We start from the raw sequence: 18,760 nt of genomic DNA, 5'->3' as shown, positions 1-18,760 counted from the left end.
GTCTTCGGTCGAGATGTCGCCCCGTGAGCGCCTACCCTGGGATCAGTGATCACCACGACGGGCCTGGAGCTGCGCGCCGGCGCCCGCATCCTCATCAGCGAGGCCGACCTCCGGGTGCAGCCCGGCGACCGCATCGGCCTGGTGGGGCGCAACGGCGCCGGCAAGACGACGACGCTCACCACGCTCGCCGGCGAGCGCATCCCGCACGCCGGCAAGGTCGAGGTGAGCGGCGAGATCGGCTACCTGCCGCAGGACCCCCGCAGCGGTGACCTCGACATCAGCGCCAGCGACCGCGTGCTCTCCGGTCGCGGGCTCGACGTGCTGCGCAACCAGATGGTCAAGGCGCAGATCGCGATGGCCGAGCCGGCCGACGACGACGAGCGCGACAAGGTGGTCCGCCGCTACGGCCGGCTGGAGGACCAGTTCGCCGCCCTCGGCGGGTACGCCGCCGAGAGCGACGCCGCCCGCATCTGCACCAACCTGGGCCTGCCCGACCGTGTGCTGGCCCAGCCGCTGCGCACGCTCTCCGGTGGCCAGCGACGCCGCGTCGAACTGGCCCGCATCCTGTTCTCCGACGCCGAGACGCTGCTCCTCGACGAGCCGACCAACCACCTCGACGGTGACTCGATCACCTGGCTCAAGGGCTTCCTGGCCGGCCACAAGGGCGGGCTGATCGTCATCAGCCACGACGTCGAGCTGCTCGACGCCGTCGTCAACAAGGTCTGGCACCTGGACGCCAACCGGGCCACCGTCGACGTCTACAACCTCGGCTGGAAGCCCTACCTGGCCCAGCGCGAGACCGACGAGCGCCGCCGCAAGCAGGAGCGGGCCAACACCGAGCGCAAGATCGACACGCTCAACGCCCAGGCCGACAAGATGCGCGCCAAGGCCACCAAGGCCAAGGCCGCCAAGAGCATGGACAAGCGCGCCGAGCGCCTGGCCGCCGGCCTCGCCGACGTGCGGGTGCAGGACAAGGTCGCCAAGCTGCGCTTCCCGACGCCCGCTGCGTGCGGCAAGACCCCGCTGACGGCCGAGGGATTGAGCAAGAGCTACGGCTCGCTGGAGATCTTCACCGACGTCGACCTGGCCGTGGACCGGGGGACGCGGGTCGTCGTCCTCGGGCTCAACGGGGCGGGGAAGACGACGCTGCTGCGGATGCTGGCCGGCACCGAGTTCCCGGACACCGGCGAGGTGAAGGCCGGGCACGGGCTGCGGGTGGGCTACTACGCCCAGGAGCACGAGACGATCGACATGGACCGCACGCTGCTCGAGGTGATGCGGTCGGCGGCTCCCGACAGCACCGACACCGAGCTGCGGCGGATCCTCGGCGCCTTCCTCTTCTCCGGCGAGACGGTCGACCAGCGGGCCGGCACCCTGTCCGGCGGCGAGCGGACCCGGCTGGCCATGGCCACGCTGGTGTCCTCGGGAGCCAACGTGCTGCTGCTCGACGAGCCGACCAACAACCTCGACCCGGCCAGCCGGGAACAGGTGCTCGAGGCGCTGCGCACCTACACCGGTGCGATCGTGCTGGTGACGCACGACGAGGGCGCCGTCCGTGCGCTGGACCCCGACAAGGTCATCCTGCTGCCCGACGGCACCGAGGACGCCTGGAGCGAGAACCTCGCCGACCTGGTGGAACTCGCCTGACCCAGGCGCCGGGTCATCCGAACCGGTGGCGCCGGCCGGCCTTCCAGCGGCACTCGCTCCCGCGTCCGGCCAACGGTCCTCGCTCGCGTCGCGGGGGTGCGGCGCCTGGGTGATCATGTGTTGCCAAGGGGTCGCGGTCAGCGGGACGGCGGCGCCGCAGGGGAGCAGCCCACACCGTGCACGCGCGCGTCGGCCCGACGCGTCCGGCCGGCGGCTGACACGGAGGGGAGCCATGGCCGACTCGAGCAGTACCGACCTGGGCAAGGGCAAGCGGATCACCGGCGGCGACCGGAGCACGCTCGCCGAGGAGCTGCGCAAGCGGTACGACGAGGGCGAGAGCATCCGCTCGCTGGCGGAGTCGACCAAGCGCTCGTACGGCTTCGTCCACCGGCTGCTCTCCGAGTCGGGTGCCACCCTGCGCAGCCGGGGTGGGGCCAACCGGAATAGTAAGAAGGCGTGATCTCAGACAACGCGCCCGACGGGTTCGTCCGCACCTCGCGCGACGGCGCCGTCCTCACCGTCACCCTCGACCGGCCCGAGCAGCTGAACGCGCAGACGCCGGCGACGTGGTCGGCGCTGGCCGCGGTCGGCGAGTCCCTGGACGACGACGTGCGCGTGGTCGTCCTGCGCGGCGCCGGGCGGTCGTTCTCCGCCGGCCTGGACCGCAGCCTGTTCAACCCGGAGCCGAACGACGACGGCGGGCTGGGCGACCTGGGCCGGGCGCCCGCGGAGGAGGCCCAGCAGCGCATCCGCGTCTACCAGCGCGGCTTCCGGTGGCTGCGGCAGCCCGGCATCGTCTCGGTGGCCGCCGTCCAGGGGCACGCGATCGGCGCCGGCTGCCAGCTGGCCCTCGCCTGCGACCTGCGGGTGCTCACCGAGGACGCGCAGCTCCGGCTGCCCGAGCCGACGCTCGGCCTGGTGCCCGACCTGACGGGCACGAGCAACCTCGTCGAGCTGGTCGGCTACTCGCGGGCGATGGAGATCTGCCTGACCGGCCGCAAGGTCGGCGCCGCCGAGGCGCACGCGATGGGGCTGGCCAACGCGGTCGTCCCCGCGGACCAGCTCGACGACGCCGTCGCCCAGCTCACCCAGGCGCTGCTGGGCCCGCCGGCCGGCGCCAGCCGGGCAACCGCGGCCCTGGTGCGCTCCGCGGTGCGCAGCGACCCCGACACCCAGGACGCCGCCGAGGCGGCCGCGCAGGTGCTGCGGCTGCGGGAACTGGCCGGCGGGCGCTGATCGTCGCGCGGAACAAGCGCCGTCCCGGGCGGTGTTGGCCCGAGGGCCGACTCCGACGTCGGCCTGACGGAGGGAGGCGGCGCAGATGAGTCAGCCCATGACCTCCATGGCGGCGATGCGCTCGTTCCGGCGGGACCCGTCGGTGGTCGGGCGGAAGCTCCCGCCCGGCACGGTCCGGCGGATCATCGAGATCGCCCGGCCCTACCGGCGCGACCTGTCCTTCTTCCTCGCCCTGGTGGTCGGGTCGTCGCTGATCGGCGTCATCACGCCGCTGCTGGCCGGCAACATCGTCAACCGCATCGCCGGCCTCGAGGGCACCACCGGCGACATCGTCCGCATCGCCCTGTTCATCGCCGGCCTGGCCGTGGTCGACGCGGCCATCTCGCTGGCCACCCGCTGGTACTCCGCGCGCATCGGCGAGGGCGTCATCTACGACCTGCGCAGCCGGGTCTTCGCGCACGTCCAGCAGATGCCGGTGGCGTTCTTCACCCGGACGCAGACCGGCGCGCTGGTCAGCCGGCTCAACAACGACGTCGTCGGCGCCCAGCAGGCGTTCACCTCGACGCTCTCGGGCGTCGTCTCCAACGTGATCGGCCTGGTGTTGACCGGCGCCGTCATGCTCACGCTCTCCTGGCAGATCACCCTGCTCTCGCTGGTGCTCGTGCCGCTGTTCGTGCTCCCCGCCCGGCGCATCGGCAGCCGGTTGCAGGAGATCACCCGGGAGTCCTACGAGCTCAACGCGTCGATGAACGCGACGATGACCGAACGGTTCAACGTCGCCGGCGCCCTCCTGGTGAAGCTGTTCGGCCGCCCGGGGGTGGAGGCCGACGCCTTCAGCGGCCGGGCCGCCCGCGTGCGCGACATCGGCGTCCTCTCGGCCATGTACGGCCGCTTCTTCTTCACCGCCCTCACCCTCGTCGCGGCACTGGCGACGGCGCTGGTCTACGGCCTCGGCGGATGGCTCGCCTTCACCGGTTCGCTGAGCCCCGGCGACGTCGTCGCCCTGGCGCTGCTGTTGTCGCGCCTCTACGGCCCGCTCACCGCGCTGGCGAACGTCCGGGTCGACGTCATGAGCGCGATGGTCAGCTTCGACCGGGTCTTCGAGGTGCTCGACCTGCCGCCGATGATCCGCCAGGCCGACGACGCCGTGGCCGTGCCGGCCGACGACCGGTCGGTCGAGTTCGAGAACGTCTCCTTCAGCTATCCCTCGGCGGAGGACGTGTCGCTGCCGTCACTGGAAGAGGTGTCGCTGCCCGAGCACGGGGGGCCGATCGACGTCCTGCACGACGTCTCCTTCCGGATCGAGCCGGGCCAGCTGGTGGCCCTCGTGGGGCACTCCGGCGCCGGGAAGTCGACGATCGCCAACCTGGTGCCCCGGCTCTACGACGTCACCGGCGGAGCGGTGCGGGTCGGCGGGATCGACGTGCGGTCGGCGACGCTGGACTCGCTCCGGGACGCGATCGGCGTGGTCAGCCAGGACGCGCACCTGTTCCACGACAGCATCCGCGCCAACCTCCTCTACGCCCGACCGGAGGCCGACGAGGAGCAGCTGTGGTCCGCGCTCGAGGGCGCCCGGATCGCTGCGCTCGTGCGCTCGCTGCCCCAGGGACTGGACACGGTGGTCGGGGACCGCGGCTACCGCATGTCCGGTGGCGAGAAGCAGCGGCTGGCCATCGCCCGCGTGCTGCTCAAGGCGCCCGGCATCGTGATCCTGGACGAGGCGACGGCACACCTGGACAGCGAGTCCGAGGCCGCGGTCCAGGAGGCGCTGGACACCGCGCTGGACGGCCGGACGGCGCTGGTCATCGCCCACCGGCTGTCCACCGTGCGCAGCGCCGACCGGATCCTCGTCGTCGACGGTGGTCGCATCGTGGAGTCGGGCACGCACGCTGAGTTGCTGGCGCTCGGTGGGCGGTACGCCGATCTCCACCGCACCCAGTTCGCCGACGGCGAGCGTCGACCGGCCGACGCGGCCGGAGCACTACCGTCACTCCTGTGACATCCGCGCATCCGTCCGACGCCCAGCTCCAGGCCCTCTACGGTGCCTACCTCGACGGTTGGAACCGGCGCAGCGGCGCGGCGGTCGCGGCCTGCTTCGCCGACGACGGCGACATCATCGGGTACGACGGCACGCACCACCACGGCCGGCTGGCCATCGCGGCGCACCTGCGGCAGATCTTCGGCAGCCACCAGACCGCCGCGTACATCGCGGTCGTCCGGTCGGTGCGCGCGATGGCGCCCGGGGTGGCGCTGCTGGTCGCCCACGCCGGGATGATCCCGCCGGGCGCCGGCGACGTGGAGGCGCAGTTCCACACGGTGCACACGGTCGTCGCGGTGGACGAGGGCGGCGGCCGCTGGCGCATCCAGCTCCTCCAGGCGACACCCGCCGCGTGGCACCAGCACCCCGAGGCCCGCGACGCCCTGACCGAGGAGCTGCGCGGCCTGCTGGCCTCCCCGTGAGCGTGCTGCTGTCCGCAGGGCAGCTGCTGGCCGCCGGCGGACCGGTCACGTTGCTCGACGTCCGCTGGGCGCTGGGCGATCCGCACGGTCGCGAGCACTACCTGGCCGGCCACCTGCCGGGCGCGGTGTACGTCGACCTCGAGACCGAGCTCGCCGGGCCGCCGTCGGCCGCGGAGGGGCGGCATCCGTTGCCGTCGTTGCAGCGACTGCAAGGAGCCGCGCGCCGCTGGGGCGTGCGGGCGGACGTGCCGGTCGTCGCCTACGACGCCTCCGGGGGACTGGCCGCGGCCCGCGCCTGAAGAAGGACCCCGCTGCCCCCCACCACTCGCACGCTCGTGGCGGGTCCCTGCAGCGGGGCCATGGGCGCTGGGGCGGGGGCCGGTAGGGCGGCCGAGGTCGGCGAGGTCGAAGGGGTCCCCGGGTGACGTCGTCCTGACCGGAGGGGGGATGCCGGTGCTCGATGCCGACGATGCGGCCGCGCTGCCCACGTCCGGTGGTGTGCTGCTCGACGCGCGGGCGGGAGAGCGGTACCGCGGCGGGGTCGAGCCGATCGATCCCCGTGCCGGACACGTGCCCGGGGCGGTGAGCGCCCCGACGACGGAGAACCTGACGCCGGAGCGCACCTTCCGCGACCCCGACGAGCTCGCGCGGCGGTTCGCGGCGCTCGGCGCGGAGCCCGGCGCGACGGTGGGCGTCTACTGCGGCTCGGGCGTCACCGCGGCGCACGAGGTGGCGGCGCTGGCGGTCGCGGGGATCGACGCCGCGTTGTGGCCGGGCTCGTGGTCGCAGTGGTCGGCCGATCACGACCGCCCGGTCGAGACCGGCCCGGAGCGCTAGCTCCCGGGGACCAGCGCGTCGATCACGACCTCGTCGACCTGGCTGACCGAGGCGGACCCTCCGGCGCGTGCGACGTCGGCGACGACGCCACCGGAGACGTTGAGCGCCACCTCCAGGTCGGACGGCGGGCCGATCGCCAGGATCTCGTAGGGCGCGCTCAGCTCCTGTCCGTCCACGGTCAGCTCGCCGGGCGTGCCGCCGACGTAGCTGGAGACGACCACGCGGACGCCGTCCACCTGGATCGCCTCGGCGCCGGCCCCGCGCAGCTCCTGGATCGCGTCGAGCAGCACGGCCGTGGTGACCGCGCCCTCCGGGTCCTGGATCATCAGCCGCAGGCCCGGCCCGCGGGCCGGCAGGGTGCCGGTGAGGACGCCGATGGCGTCGGCGCGGCGCTGCGCCTCGGCGAGGGCGGAACCCGACTGGGAACGGCCGTCGCTGAGCTCCTCGACGGCCCGTTCCCGCTCGGCGAGCTGCCCGCGGAGCTGCTCCTCGCGGGTGTCGAGGTCGTCGAGGATGCGCACCAGGTCGTCCTCGGTGGCGCCGGCGAGCTCCTCGGCCTCACCGGTGCTGCGGATCTGCACGACGAGGCCGAAGCCCAGCGCCAGCGACAGGGCGGCCGTCACGATGCCGGACACCGTGCGGTTCCAGCGCCGGCCGCCCGACGGCGTCGTGCCGGGGTCGGGCGTGGTCGCGGCCTCGGGCACCGCACCGGTGGGGTCGCTCATCGTGGCCCCACAGTAGGTCACCGGCGGGCGGTTCCCGGGCCGCTGCCCTCGCGGGTCAGCGGTATCCCGGCGCGCGGCCGGACCCGCTGACCGCCTCCGAACGCAGCAGCGGCAGCGTGCGCCACGGCACCACGCAGGACAGCGCGACCACGCTGGTCGACCGCACGACCGACGGTGAGCGGTTCAGCTCCACGAGGATCTGCTGCAGCGCCTCGTGCGAGGAGGCGGCGACCCGGCAGAGGACGTCGCCGCTGCCGGTCGTCGCGTGCGCCTCGAGGATGCCGGGGATGGCGGCGAGCTCGGCGTGCACCTCCTCGAGCGCACCCTGGGCGATCTCCAGCGTCACGAACGCCTGGACGCCGAAGCCCGCAGCGGCGACGTCGACGTCGGGCCCGAAGCCGGTGACGACGCCGGCCTCCTCCAGTCGCTGCAGCCGTGCCGTGGCTGTGGCGCGGGCGACGCCCACGATCCGCGCGATCTCCAGGAGGCCCGCCCGCGGGTGCTCGCGGAGCGCGTCGAGCAGCGCGACGTCGAGGGTGTCCAGGATGCGCTTCTCCGCCATCGGGGCCTCCGGCTGATCGTCCAGGAGCTGTGCAGTCTGCACATCACAGGCGCCAGACTGCTAGCCCCGTTGCGCAGGAGTGCCAGGAAGAGTGGTCGCTCTTGCGCGGCCCCGGGCCCGCGGTGTGCTGTGACGGTGCACACACCGGGGAGACGGAGGGGGAACGATGTCGCTGGAGCAGACGCTGAACGACGAGGAGCGCCTGGCCGGGCTCGACCTGCGCCAGCTGGAGCAGCTCGTCGGCCTGGTGGAGTACGACGCCTCGGCCGACCCGTTCCCGGTCAGCGGCTGGGACGGTCTGGTCTGGGTCGTGGGCAACGCGGTGCAGACGGCGCACTACTTCCAGTCCGCGTTCGGCATGGAGCTCGTCGCCTACTCCGGACCCGAGACCGGCAACCGCGACCACCACTCGTTCGTCCTCACCTCGGGCTCGGCGCGGTTCGTCGTCCAGGGCGCCTACGACCCGGCCAGCCCGCTGGCCGACCACCACCGCGCGCACGGCGACGGGATCGTCGACATCGCGCTCGCCGTTCCCGACGTCGACCGCTGCATCGCGCACGCCCGGGCCCAGGGCGCCACCGTCCTGGAGGAGCCGCGGGACCTGGCCGACGAGCACGGCACCGTGCGCCTGGCCTCCATCGCCGCATACGGCGACACGCGGCACACGCTCGTCGACCGGTCGCGCTACTCGGGCCCGTACCTCCCGGGCCACGTGGCCCGGACGTCGTCCTTCCGGAAGCGCCCGGGTGCACCGAAGCGGCTGTTCCAGGCGGTCGACCACGTCGTCGGCAACGTCGAGCTCGGCGCGATGGACCGCTGGGTCGACTTCTACAACCGGGTCATGGGCTTCACCAACATGGCCGAGTTCATCGGCGACGACATCGCCACGGACTACTCGGCGCTGATGAGCAAGGTCGTGGCCAACGGCGACCACCGGGTGAAGTTCCCGCTCAACGAGCCGGCGGTCGCTGCGAAGAAGTCGCAGATCGACGAGTACCTCGAGTTCTACGGCGGCCCGGGCGCACAGCACGTCGCGCTCGCCACCAACGACATCGTGGCCACGGTCGACGCGATGACCGCCGAGGGCGTGGAGTTCCTGGCGACACCCGCGTCGTACTACGAGGACCCGGAACTGCGGGCGCGCATCGGCGACGTCCGCGTGCCGATCGAGGAGCTCCAGGCGCGCGGCATCCTGGTCGACCGGGACGAGGACGGCTACCTGCTGCAGATCTTCACCAGGCCCACCGGCGACCGGCCCACGGTGTTCTTCGAGCTGATCGAGCGGCACGGCTCCCTCGGCTTCGGCAAGGGCAACTTCAAGGCGCTCTTCGAGGCGATCGAGCGCGAGCAGGAACGCCGCGGCAACTTCTGATGGCGCACTACCGGCAGGTGGGGGAGGTGCCGCAGAAGCGGCACACGCAGTTCCGGCGGCCCGACGGGCGGCTGTACTCCGAGGAGCTGATGGGGGAGGAGGGCTTCTCGTCGGACTCCTCGCTGCTGTACCACCGTGGCGTCCCGTCGTCGCTGGTCGACGCGCGTCCCTGGGAGCTGCCCGACCAGGCGACGACGCCGAACAGCCCGCTGCTCCCGCGGCACCTGAAGCTGCACGACCTGTTCCCGGGCGAGGAGCACAAGGCGGCCGACCCGGTGACGGGCCGGCGGCTGGTGCTGGGCAACGCCGACGTGCGCATCTCCTACGCGATGAGCAGCCTGGCGAGTCCGCTGTACCGCAACGCCACCGGCGACGAGTGCGTCTTCGTCGAGCGGGGGACGGCGACGGTCGAGACGGTGTTCGGCGCCCTCGACGTGGGCTCCGGCGACTACGTCGTCCTCCCGCGGGCGACCACGCACCGCTGGCTGCCCACAGGCGACGAGCCGCTGCGGACCTACGCGATCGAGGCGAGCAGCCACATCGCGCCACCCAGGCGCTACCTCTCCCGCTACGGCCAGTTCCTCGAGCACGCGCCCTACTGCGAGCGCGACCTGCGGACGCCGGCCGAGCCGCTGCTGGCCGAGGGCGCCGACGTGGAGGTGTACGTGAAGCACCGCGGCGACGGGCCGGGTGGGTTCGCCGGCACGGTGCACGTCGTGCCGGAGCACCCCTTCGACGTCGTCGGCTGGGACGGCTGCCTCTACCCGTACGCCTTCGACGTCGCGGACTTCGAGCCGATCACCGGGCGGGTGCACCAGCCGCCGCCGGTGCACCAGGTCTTCGAGGGGCAGAACTTCGTCATCTGCAACTTCGTGCCGCGCAAGGTTGACTACCACCCGCTCGCGGTGCCGGTGCCCTACTACCACTCGAACGTCGACTCCGACGAGATCATGTTCTACGTCGACGGCGACTACGAGGCGCGCAAGGGCTCCGGCATCGGCAAGGGATCGATCACCGTCCACCCGGGCGGGCACTCGCACGGCCCGCAGCCGGCCGCTGTCGAGGCGTCGCTGGGCGCCGAGCGCTTCGACGAGCTCGCCGTCATGGTCGACACGTTCCGGCCGTTGGCCCTCGGTGAGGGCGGGCGTGCGGTGGACGACGGCCGCTACGCCTGGTCCTGGTCGGGCCGGGGGCCCTCCACGACGGCGTCGTAGCGGTCGAGCAGGACGGCGGCGATCCGCTCGTCGGGCAGCAGGGGAGCGGTGACGACGTCGGCTCCTGCGCCGGCCAGCTTGTCGTGGAAGTGGCCGGGGGCGAGCAGGTACGAGGCGACGACGACCCGCTCGGCGCCGGCGCGGCGGGCCGCGGCCACTGCCTCTGGCACCGGCGGCTGCGCGGCGGAGCCATATCCCGTGGTCACCGCGCCGGCCCACGAGCGCTGGAGCAGGTCTGCGGTGTTCTCGACGTCGGCGACCGAGCGCGGGTCGCTGGACCCGGCCGCGGCGAGGACGACGGCGGTGAGCGGGTCCTCCGGGTCGGCGCCGGCCTCGACCAGCCGGTCGAGCAGCACCGCGGCCAGGCGCGGGTCGGGACCCAGCGGACGGGCGGCGACCGTGCCGTCCGCACCGGCGACGGCCTGCGCGATGTCGACGTGCACGTGGTACCCGCCGGACAGCAGCAGGGGGACGACGACGGCGGGACGGCCCTCGGCGGACAGTGCGGCGACCACGTCGACGACGGTGGGGGGCTGCACGTCGACGAACGCGGCCGTGGTGACCAGGCCCGGCCGGAGCTGCTTCGCGGCCAGCGCCAGCTCGGCGATCAGCCGTCGGCCGGTCGGGTTGCGCGTGCCGTGCGCGCAGGCAATGAGCACCGGTCGGCCCCCTCGCAGTGTCCCGCCGCGAGCCTGCGAGTGGTGGGGGGCGAGGGGGTCCTTTTTCACAGGGCGCGGGTCATGCCGCCGTCGACGGCGATCATCATCCCGGTCAGGTAGGAGGCGGCGGGGGAGAGGGCGAACGCGGCGACCCGGCCGAACTCCTCCGGGCGGCCGACCCTGCGCAGCGGGATGCCCGCCTCGGTGCGGGCGCGCGCCGCCGCGGCGTCGCCGGAGGCCGCCTCGATCTCGGCGATCCGGTCGGTGGCGATCGTTCCCGGGAGCAGGCCGAGGACCCGGATGCCCTTCGGTCCCAGCTCGTCGGCGAGCGCCTTCGCGGTCATCGCCAGCCCGGGGCGCAGGCCGTTGGAGATCGCCAGGTGACCGATGGGCTGCCGCACCGAGATGGAGAGCACGAAGGCGATGACCGCGCCCTCGTCCAGGTGCGGGACGAGTGCCCGGACCAGCCGCAGCGGACCGAGCAGCACGCTCTCCACGCCGGCCCGCCAGGCGTCCTCCGGCGTCGTCAGCACGGTCCCGGGCGCGGGCCCGCCGACCGAGACGAGCACGCCGTCGACGGTCCCGAGCCGCTCGCGCGCCTCGGTGACGAGCCGCTCGGCCGCGTCGGGGTCGGCCAGGTCGGCGGGGACGCCGGAGGCCGCCGACCCCAGCGAGGAGACGGCGGCGTCGACCGACTCGGCGGACCGGGAGCTGATCAGCACCCGGGCGCCGTCGTCGACCAGGGCGCGGGCGGTCGCGAACCCCAGCCCCCGGCTCGCGCCGGTGAGCAGGTAGCCGCGACCGCCCAGGCCCAGATCCATCAGGCGGCCGTACCGCGCAGGGACCGCAGGACGTACTGCATGATCCCGCCGTTGCGGTAGTAGTTCGCCTCACCGGGGGTGTCGATCCGGACGCGCGCGTCGAACTCCACGTCGCCGGCCTTCACCTTCACGGTCCGCGGGATCTCGCCGTCGTTCAGCGCGGTGATCCCGGTGATCGTGAACTCCTCGTCGCCGGTCAGGCCGAGCGACTCCGCGGTCTGGCCCTCGGGGTACTGCAGCGGCAGCACGCCCATGCCGATGAGGTTCGAGCGGTGGATGCGCTCGTAGCTCTCGGCGATGACGGCCCTGACGCCGAGCAGCGCGGTGCCCTTGGCCGCCCAGTCGCGCGACGAGCCCGAGCCGTACTCCTTGCCGGCCAGCACGACCAGCGGGATGCCGGCGTCGATGTAGGCGCGCGAGGCGTCGTAGATCGTCGTCGTCTCGCCGGTCAGGTGGTTCTTCGTGACGCCACCCTCGGTGCCGGGGACCAGCTGGTTGCGCAGCCGGATGTTGGCGAAGGTGCCGCGGATCATGACCTCGTGGTTCCCGCGGCGCGAGCCGTAGGAGTTGAAGTCGCGCCGGTCCACGCCGTGCTCGCGCAGGTACTTCCCGGCCGGGCTGTCGGCCTTGATCGAGCCGGCCGGCGAGATGTGGTCGGTGGTCACCGAGTCACCGAGCACCGCGAGGGTGCGGGCGCCGGCGATGTCCTCGACCGGGGCCGGCTCGGCCGGCATGCCCTCGAAGTAGGGAGGACGCCGCACGTAGGTGCTGTCCTCGGCCCACTCGAAGGTGTCGCCGGTCGGGGTGGGCAGGTTCTGCCACTGCTCGGTGCCGGCGAAGACGTCCTCGTAGCTGCGGCCGAACTGCTCCGCGGAGACGGCGTGGTCGATGACCCGCTGGACCTCCTGCGGCGACGGCCAGATGTCGTGCAGGAAGACGTCGTTGCCGTCCTGGTCCTGCCCGAGCGGGTCGTTGTTCAGGTCGACGTCCATCGATCCGGCCAGCGCGTAGGCGATGACCAGCGGCGGCGACGCCAGGTAGTTCATCTTGACGTCGGGGTTGATCCGGCCCTCGAAGTTGCGGTTCCCCGAGAGCACCGAGACGACGGCGAGGTCGGCCTCGTTGACCGCGTTCGAGACCGGCTCGGGGAGCGGGCCGGAGTTGCCGATGCAGGTTGTGCAGCCGTAGCCGACAAGATAGAAGCCCAGCTTCTCCAGGTACGGGGTGAGCTCGGCCTTCTCGTAGTAGTCCATGACGACCTTGGACCCGGGGGCCAGCGTCGTCTTCACCCACGGCTTGCTGGTCAGCCCGCGCTCGACGGCGTTCTTGGCCAGCAACGCCGCGCCGATCATCACCTGCGGGTTGGAGGTGTTCGTGCAGGAGGTGATCGCGGCGATCACGACGTGGCCGTGGTCGACCTCGGTCTCGGTGCCGTCCTCCATGACCACGCGGGTGGGCTTCGACGGCCGGCGCCCACTGCCGTTGCCGGTGACGGCCGTGTGCGGCTTGCCGGCCTCGCCGTTGCCGTGCTGCTCGGCGACGGGGTCCGACGCCGGGAAGGTGTTGGCGACCGCGTCGTCGATGGAGGAGGTGACGCCGTAGGGCTTCTCCTGGGCCGGGACGCCGGGCTTGCGGTCCTCGCCGCCGGTCTCGTCGTCGGCCACGTAGTCCTTGAGCGCCTCGCGGAAGGCGGTCTTGGCCTCGGTGATCGCGACCCGGTCCTGCGGGCGCTTCGGGCCGGCGATCGACGGGACGACGCTGCCGAGGTCCAGCTCCAGGTACTCGGAGAAGGCGGGCTCGCGGGAGGCGTCGTGCCAGAGGCCCTGCTCCTTGGCGTAGGCCTCGACCAGGGCCACCTGCTCGGCCGAGCGGCCGGTGAGCTTGAGGTAGGTGATGGTCTCCTCGTCGATGGGGAACATCGCCGCGGTCGAGCCGAACTCCGGGCTCATGTTGCCGATCGTGGCGCGGTTGGCCAGCGGCACGGCGGACACGCCCTCGCCGTAGAACTCGACGAACTTCCCGACGACGCCGTGCTCGCGCAGCATCTCGGTGATCGTGAGGACCAGGTCGGTCGCGGTGGCGCCGTCCGGGAGCTGGCCGAAGAGCTTGAAGCCCACGACGCGGGGGATCAGCATCGAGACCGGCTGGCCGAGCATCGCGGCCTCGGCCTCGATGCCGCCGACGCCCCAGCCCAGCACGCCCAGGCCGTTGACCATGGTGGTGTGCGAGTCGGTGCCCACGCAGGTGTCCGGGTAGGCGACCACGCGGTCACCCTCCTGGCGCGGGAAGATCACGCGGGCCAGGTGCTCGATGTTGACCTGGTGGACGATGCCGGTGCCCGGGGGGACGACCTTGAAGTCGCTGAAGGCGCCCTGGCCCCAGCGCAGGAACTGGTAGCGCTCGCCGTTGCGCTCGTACTCGATCTCGACGTTGCGCTGGAACGAGTCCTCGGTGCCGAAGATGTCGGCGATCACCGAGTGGTCGATGACCAGTTCGGCCGGGGCGAGCGGGTTGATCTTCTGCGGGTCGCCGCCGAGCTCGGCCATGGCCTCGCGCATGGTGGCGAGGTCGACGATGCAGGGGACGCCGGTGAAGTCCTGCATGACCACGCGGGCCGGGGTGAACTGGATCTCCTGGTCGGGCTCGGCCGACGGGTCCCAGTTGGCGATCGCCCGGATGTGGTCGGCGGTGATGTCCGCGCCGTCCTCGGTGCGCAGGAGGTTCTCGAGGAGGACCTTCAGGCTGAAGGGCAGCTTCTCGGAGCCCTCCACCGCGTCGAGTCGGTAGATGTCGTAGTCGGTTCCGTCGACCGAGAGCGTCGACCGGGCTCCGAAGCTGTCCTTGCTGGCTGCCACTCTTCTGCGCCTACCCCTCGATGGTTCGTCGCGGCTGGTTCGTCGCGCTCGTGTCCACCCCCGATCATCCCAGCTCACGCAACAACGCACCGGGTGAGGCGACCCTTACCGTGGACGGCGTGACCGGCGCCGTCCCCGAACCGTTGCCCACCTGGCTGACCGCCGCCGAGCGGATCACCGCGCTCACCGGCGCGGGCATCTCGACCGACAGCGGCATCCCCGACTACCGGGGGCCCGACGGGGTGTGGACGAAGAACCCCGAGGCCGAGAAGCTGGCGACGCTCTCGTACTACGTGTCCGACCCGGACATCCGGCGGCGGGCCTGGCTGATGCGGCGCGACATGCGGGCACTGCAGCCACGGCCCAACGCGGGGCACGCCGCGCTGGCCGACCTGGAACGGCAGGGGCGGCTGCGCACGATCGTCACGCAGAACGTCGACGGGTTGCACCAGGCGGCGGGTTCCTCGCCCGAGCGCGTGGTCGAGGTGCACGGCACCGTGCACGAGGTGGAGTGCCTCGGCTGCCGGGCGCGCACCACGATGGACGAGGCGCTCGAGCGGATGGCGGCGGGTGAGCCCGATCCTGCCTGCCTCGAGTGCGGCGGCATGCTGAAGTCCGCGACGATCAGCTTCGGGCAGGAGCTCGACGGCCGGACCATCGATGCGGCGGTCGAGGCGGCCCGCGACTGCGACGTCTTCCTCGCCGTCGGCACCTCGCTGCAGGTGTGGCCCGTCGCCGGGTTGGTGGAGGTCGCGGCGCGGGCGGGCGCCCACGTCGTCATCGTCAACGCCGAACCGACGCCGTACGACGACGTCGCCTCGCTCGTGGTCTCCGAGCCGATCGGGACGTCGCTTCCGCGGCTCCTGGCACGCTGATCGGCGTGGCAGACGACCAGGACCTCACCCACGTGCTCGACCGGGTGGCCGCCGAGGCCCGCCCGCTGGCCGAGGACGACCAGGTGGCCGATCCGGGGGCGGGCCCCGACCGATTCGCGCTGGCGCTGTCCGAGCTCGACGGCACCGAGCACGTCGCCGGCGACGCCGATGTCGGCTTCGAGGTGCAGAGCGTGGTCAAGGTGTTCGCGCTCGCGACGGCGCTGCAGCACGTCGGGGAGGAGGTCTTCCGGCGGGTCGGTGTCGAGCCGTCCGGTGACCCCTACGACTCGCTGGTCCAGCTCGAGCGGGAGCACGGCATGCCCCGGAACCCGTTCATCAACGCGGGGGCGGTCGTCGTGACCGACGTGCTGGTGGAGGCGACCGGTTCGGCGGACGCGGCGCAGGCCGCCGTGACCGATCTGCTGTCCGACCTGGTCGGGGAGCGGCTCGAGCCGGACCAGGAGACGGTCGAGAAGGAGCGCGCCGGCAGCTCCATGAACCTGGCGATGGGGCACCTGATGAGCTCCTTCGACAACTTCACGCACCCGGTCGAGGAGGTCGTGGACGTCTACGCGCGGCTGTGCGCCTTGCGGGTGACCACCCGGCAGCTGGCCCGGGCCGCCCGGTTCCTCGCCAACGACGGGGTGGACCCGAGGACCGGGAACCGGGTGCTGACCGAGCCGCTGGCGCGACGGGTCAACGCGGTGATGATGACCTGCGGCACCTACGACGCGGCCGGCCAGTTCGCCTACGACGTGGGCTTCCCCTGCAAGAGCGGCGTCGACGGCGCGGTGATGGGCGACGTCCCGAACCGGTTCGGCATCGCCGCCTGGTCGCCCCCGCTGGACTCGGCCGGCAATTCCCGGGCCGGGCGGGCGGCACTGCACATGCTCAGCGAGCGGCTGGGGCTGTCGCTGCTGTAGCCGGCGGCTAGCGTGACGGGCACCACGTCGAGCGACCGGTGGGACAGCCGGCCGCGACCCTCGGGAGCCCGGCATGCGCGTGCCCTTGACCACCCGCGACTTCCTCGACCGTGCGGAGCTCGTCTACGGCGACCGGGTCGGCATCGTCGACGAACCGGCGCAGCCGGCGCCGTCGCTGGGTGAGGTCAGCTACCGCGAGGTGGCGCGGCGGGGCAGGGCGCTGCAGGCGGGGCTGGACTCGCTGGGGATCGGGCCGGGCGAGCGCGTGGCGATCGTCAGCCACAACGCCGCACGGCTGCTCGAGCTGCTGCTCGCGGTGCCGTCGTCGGGCCGGGTCGCGGTGCCGATCAACTTTCGGCTGTCGCCCGAGGAGGTCGAGTACATCGTCGGCCACTCCGGGGCGCGGGTGCTGCTCGTCGACCCGGAGCTGGAGACGTCGCTCAAGCGCGTGCAGGCCGAGCACCGGTTCGGCACCGGCGAGGAGTACGAGCAGTTGCTCCGCTTCGACGCCGAGCCCCGCCCGTGGGCCGAGCCGGACGAGGAGGCGACGGCCACCATCAACTACACGTCCGGCACGACCGCCCGGCCCAAGGGCGTGCAGATGACCCACCGCAACCTGTGGGTCAACGCCGTCACCTTCGGCATGCACATGCAGGTCAGCGACCGCGACGTCTACATGCACACGCTGCCGATGTTCCACTGCAACGGCTGGGGGCTGCCGTACACGATGGCCGGCCTCGGGGCGAAGCAGATCGTGCTGCGCAAGGTCGACGGCCCCGAGATTCTGCGCCGTGTCGAGGAGCACGGCGTCACGCTGATGGCCGGCGCCCCGGCCGTCTGGAACGCGGTCCTCGACGCCGCGGCCGACTGGGACGGCGAGATCCCCGGCAGGGACCGCGTGCGGATCATCGTGGCCGGTGCGCCTCCGCCGTCGAAGACCATCGCGCGGGTCGAGGCGGAGCTCGGCTGGGAGTTCAACCAGATCTACGGCCTCACCGAGACCGCACCCCTCCTCACGATCAACCGGCCGCGGGCGGAGTACGACGGCCTGGACGCCGAGGAGCGCGCGAAGCGGCTGTCGCGGGCCGGCGTGCCGGCGCTCGGCACCCGCCTGTCGGTCAGCGAGTCGGGGGAGGTCCTGGCGCGGGGCAACACCGTGCTGGCCGGTTACTGGGAGAACCCGGACGCCTCGGGCGAGGCGCTCGAAGGCGGCTGGTTCCACACCGGCGACGGCGGATCGATCGACGACGGCGGCTACGTCACGATCTCCGACCGCAAGAAGGACGTGATCATCACCGGCGGGGAGAACGTCTCCTCGATCGAGGTGGAGGACGCCGTGTTCTCCCACCCGGCGGTGGCGGAGGTCGCCGTCATCGGGGTGCCCGACGACAAGTGGGGCGAGATGGTCACCGCGATCGTCGTCGTCACCGAGGGCGAGCAGGTGACCGAGGCGGACATCGTCGCCCACTGCCGCGGGAAGATCGCCGGCTACAAGATCCCGAAGCGGGTGGAGTTCCGCGACGAACTGGCCCGGACGGCGACCGGGAAGATCCAGAAGTTCAAGCTGCGCGACGAGTTCTGGGCCGGTTCGGAGCGCCAGGTCAACTAAGGCCTCGTCCCGGGCGCGGGCCCCTGAAGGGTGGCCGCTCCGGCTCGTCACCTGGTCGTGTCGTCTCACCCCGAGGGGTGAGGCGCGCTCAACGACGTCCTCCGTGACACCGATCTCCACGGTGGTGGCACCACTCCCCGGTGCCCATCGCCGAGCAGACCGGAAGAGGTCCCCGTCGTGGACAGCGCAACCCCGAACACGCACGCGTGGTCGGCACGGCGCCGTGCAGCGCTGCGCATAGGTGGCACGGCCGTCGCCGCCGCGATCCTCCTCGGGCTGACGCCGGCCGTCGCCGACGCCACCCCCCGCCGCCCCTCCGACAGCGAGATCGCCGGCGCGAAGGCCCAGGCCGACGCCGTGGCCCAGCGCATCGGCGCCCTCAACGCTGAGCTGGCCGACGCCGAGGCCGTCGTCGACGACGCCCGCACCCAAGCCCTCATCGCGCTCGACGAGTTCCAGGCCACCGAAGCCGCCGCCGAGGCCGCCCGCGCCCACGCCGAGGCAGCAGCGGCCACCGCCGCCGCCACGACCGCGGAGCTCGGTGTCGCCCGCGACGACCTCGTCGCCTTCGCCCGCCGTACCTACATGGAGGGCAGCACCAGCCCCGGCGCCGCGGCGCTGCTCACCGCAGGCAGCCCGGCGCAGCTGATCGAGCGCGCCGCGCTGCTCGAGGCGGCCGGCAGCCACCGCACCGACGTCCTCGTCAGGGTCACGGTCCTCCAGGAGCAGGCGACGGCGGCCGACGTCGTGGCCCGCGCCGCGTCGGTCGAGGCCGACAACCTGCAGCAAGAGGCGCAGCAGTCGCTCGAGGTCGCCCGCACGGCCGAGGTGAGCGCTCGCGCCCAGCAGCAGGAGCTCGTCATCCAGCAGGCGAGCGTGCAGGCCGAACTCGTCGTCGCCCAGCAGCAGCTGACGACGCTGGTGGGGGAGCGGGCCGCCGCCGAGCGAGCCGCGTCCGCCCGCAC

At 72.7% G+C, this 18,760-nt stretch carries 18 protein-coding genes; 13 read left to right on the top strand and 5 right to left on the bottom strand.

Annotated features, from left to right (window positions below; genetic code table 11):
• The first annotated feature begins 45 nt into the window (after nt 1-45).
• The 7 genes from BN344_RS17005 (at nt 46) to BN344_RS20880 (ending at nt 6,180) form a co-directional block, all read left to right on the top strand.
• Nucleotides 46-1,647: an ABC-F family ATP-binding cassette domain-containing protein gene (locus tag BN344_RS17005; protein ID WP_040339674.1), complete on the top strand. Its 1,602-nt coding sequence runs from the start codon at nt 46-48 to the stop codon at nt 1,645-1,647.
• Nucleotides 1,648-1,879: 232 nt separating this feature from the next.
• The gene (locus BN344_RS17000; protein WP_040339673.1) at nt 1,880-2,107 is read left to right on the top strand and encodes a helix-turn-helix domain-containing protein; all 228 of its coding nucleotides are present in this window, start codon (nt 1,880-1,882) and stop codon (nt 2,105-2,107) included.
• Nucleotides 2,104-2,883: an enoyl-CoA hydratase/isomerase family protein gene (locus BN344_RS16995; protein ID WP_231486962.1), complete on the top strand. Its 780-nt coding sequence runs from the start codon at nt 2,104-2,106 to the stop codon at nt 2,881-2,883. Before BN344_RS17000 ends, BN344_RS16995 begins: the two co-directional genes overlap by 4 nt.
• An 85-nt stretch (nt 2,884-2,968) precedes the next feature.
• A complete protein-coding gene (locus BN344_RS16990) occupies nt 2,969-4,882 on the top strand; it encodes an ABC transporter ATP-binding protein (RefSeq protein WP_040339672.1) in 1,914 nt (637 codons plus the stop codon).
• Nucleotides 4,879-5,343, top strand: a complete 465-nt coding sequence (locus BN344_RS16985) for an SgcJ/EcaC family oxidoreductase (protein WP_040339671.1) — start codon at nt 4,879-4,881, stop codon at nt 5,341-5,343. The genes BN344_RS16990 and BN344_RS16985 overlap by 4 nt, the downstream gene beginning before the upstream one ends.
• A gap of 2 nt (nt 5,344-5,345) precedes the next feature.
• Nucleotides 5,346-5,642 (top strand): sulfurtransferase, encoded by a 297-nt coding sequence (locus BN344_RS20885; RefSeq protein ID WP_231486958.1) that lies wholly within the window; start codon nt 5,346-5,348, stop codon nt 5,640-5,642.
• 148 nt (nt 5,643-5,790) lie between these two features.
• The gene (locus tag BN344_RS20880; RefSeq protein ID WP_166518264.1) at nt 5,791-6,180 is read left to right on the top strand and encodes a sulfurtransferase; all 390 of its coding nucleotides are present in this window, start codon (nt 5,791-5,793) and stop codon (nt 6,178-6,180) included.
• Here BN344_RS20880 and BN344_RS16970 read toward each other — a convergent pair.
• On the bottom strand, nt 6,177-6,905 hold the full coding sequence (locus BN344_RS16970) for a DUF881 domain-containing protein (protein WP_040339669.1): 729 nt from the start codon (nt 6,903-6,905) through the stop codon (nt 6,177-6,179). The two genes, BN344_RS20880 and BN344_RS16970, sit on opposite strands and share 4 nt — an antisense overlap.
• Before the next feature lie 55 nt (nt 6,906-6,960).
• Nucleotides 6,961-7,467, bottom strand: coding sequence for an Lrp/AsnC family transcriptional regulator (locus BN344_RS16965; RefSeq protein WP_040339668.1), 507 nt, complete (start codon nt 7,465-7,467; stop codon nt 6,961-6,963).
• A gap of 166 nt (nt 7,468-7,633) precedes the next feature.
• Between BN344_RS16965 and hppD the strand changes: the two genes are divergently transcribed.
• Together hppD and BN344_RS16955 are read left to right on the top strand one after the other, a co-directional pair.
• Nucleotides 7,634-8,839 carry a 4-hydroxyphenylpyruvate dioxygenase gene (hppD, locus tag BN344_RS16960; RefSeq protein WP_040339667.1) on the top strand — a complete coding sequence of 402 codons (1,206 nt, stop codon included), beginning with the start codon at nt 7,634-7,636 and terminating at the stop codon, nt 8,837-8,839.
• A complete protein-coding gene (locus tag BN344_RS16955) occupies nt 8,839-10,053 on the top strand; it encodes a homogentisate 1,2-dioxygenase (protein WP_040339666.1) in 1,215 nt (404 codons plus the stop codon). The genes hppD and BN344_RS16955 overlap by 1 nt, the downstream gene beginning before the upstream one ends.
• Here the strand turns inward: BN344_RS16955 and BN344_RS16950 are convergent.
• The 3 genes from BN344_RS16950 to BN344_RS16940 all read right to left on the bottom strand — a co-directional run bounded on the left by BN344_RS16950 (nt 10,005) and on the right by BN344_RS16940 (nt 14,388).
• Nucleotides 10,005-10,712 carry a sirohydrochlorin chelatase gene (locus BN344_RS16950; RefSeq protein ID WP_040339665.1) on the bottom strand — a complete coding sequence of 236 codons (708 nt, stop codon included), beginning with the start codon at nt 10,710-10,712 and terminating at the stop codon, nt 10,005-10,007. The genes BN344_RS16955 and BN344_RS16950 overlap by 49 nt on opposite strands.
• A 65-nt stretch (nt 10,713-10,777) precedes the next feature.
• Nucleotides 10,778-11,533: an SDR family oxidoreductase gene (locus BN344_RS16945; protein WP_040339664.1), complete on the bottom strand. Its 756-nt coding sequence runs from the start codon at nt 11,531-11,533 to the stop codon at nt 10,778-10,780.
• The gene (locus BN344_RS16940) at nt 11,533-14,388 is read right to left on the bottom strand and encodes an aconitate hydratase (protein WP_040339663.1); all 2,856 of its coding nucleotides are present in this window, start codon (nt 14,386-14,388) and stop codon (nt 11,533-11,535) included. Before BN344_RS16940 ends, BN344_RS16945 begins: the two co-directional genes overlap by 1 nt.
• 119 nt (nt 14,389-14,507) lie before the next feature.
• Here BN344_RS16940 and BN344_RS16935 point away from each other — a divergent pair, with 119 nt between their 5' ends.
• The 4 genes from BN344_RS16935 to BN344_RS20875 all read left to right on the top strand — a co-directional run.
• Entirely contained in the window at nt 14,508-15,263 is a 756-nt protein-coding gene (locus BN344_RS16935; protein WP_040340088.1) for an SIR2 family NAD-dependent protein deacylase, read from the top strand.
• Nucleotides 15,264-15,268: 5 nt separating this feature from the next.
• Complete coding sequence (gene glsA, locus BN344_RS16930; RefSeq protein ID WP_040339662.1) at nt 15,269-16,186, top strand: glutaminase A; 918 nt, start codon at nt 15,269-15,271, stop codon at nt 16,184-16,186.
• 73 nt (nt 16,187-16,259) lie between these two features.
• Nucleotides 16,260-17,795, top strand: coding sequence for an AMP-binding protein (locus BN344_RS16925; protein WP_040339661.1), 1,536 nt, complete (start codon nt 16,260-16,262; stop codon nt 17,793-17,795).
• Between the two features lie 177 nt (nt 17,796-17,972).
• On the top strand, nt 17,973-18,760 hold a 788-nt coding region (locus BN344_RS20875; RefSeq protein WP_414625673.1), incomplete at its 3' end, for a coiled-coil domain-containing protein.

The organism is Candidatus Blastococcus massiliensis AP3, from assembly GCF_000582785.1.
GTDB classification, from domain to species: Bacteria; Actinomycetota; Actinomycetes; order Mycobacteriales; family Geodermatophilaceae; genus Blastococcus; species Blastococcus massiliensis.
This window is presented reverse-complemented; position numbering and strand designations above follow the sequence as displayed.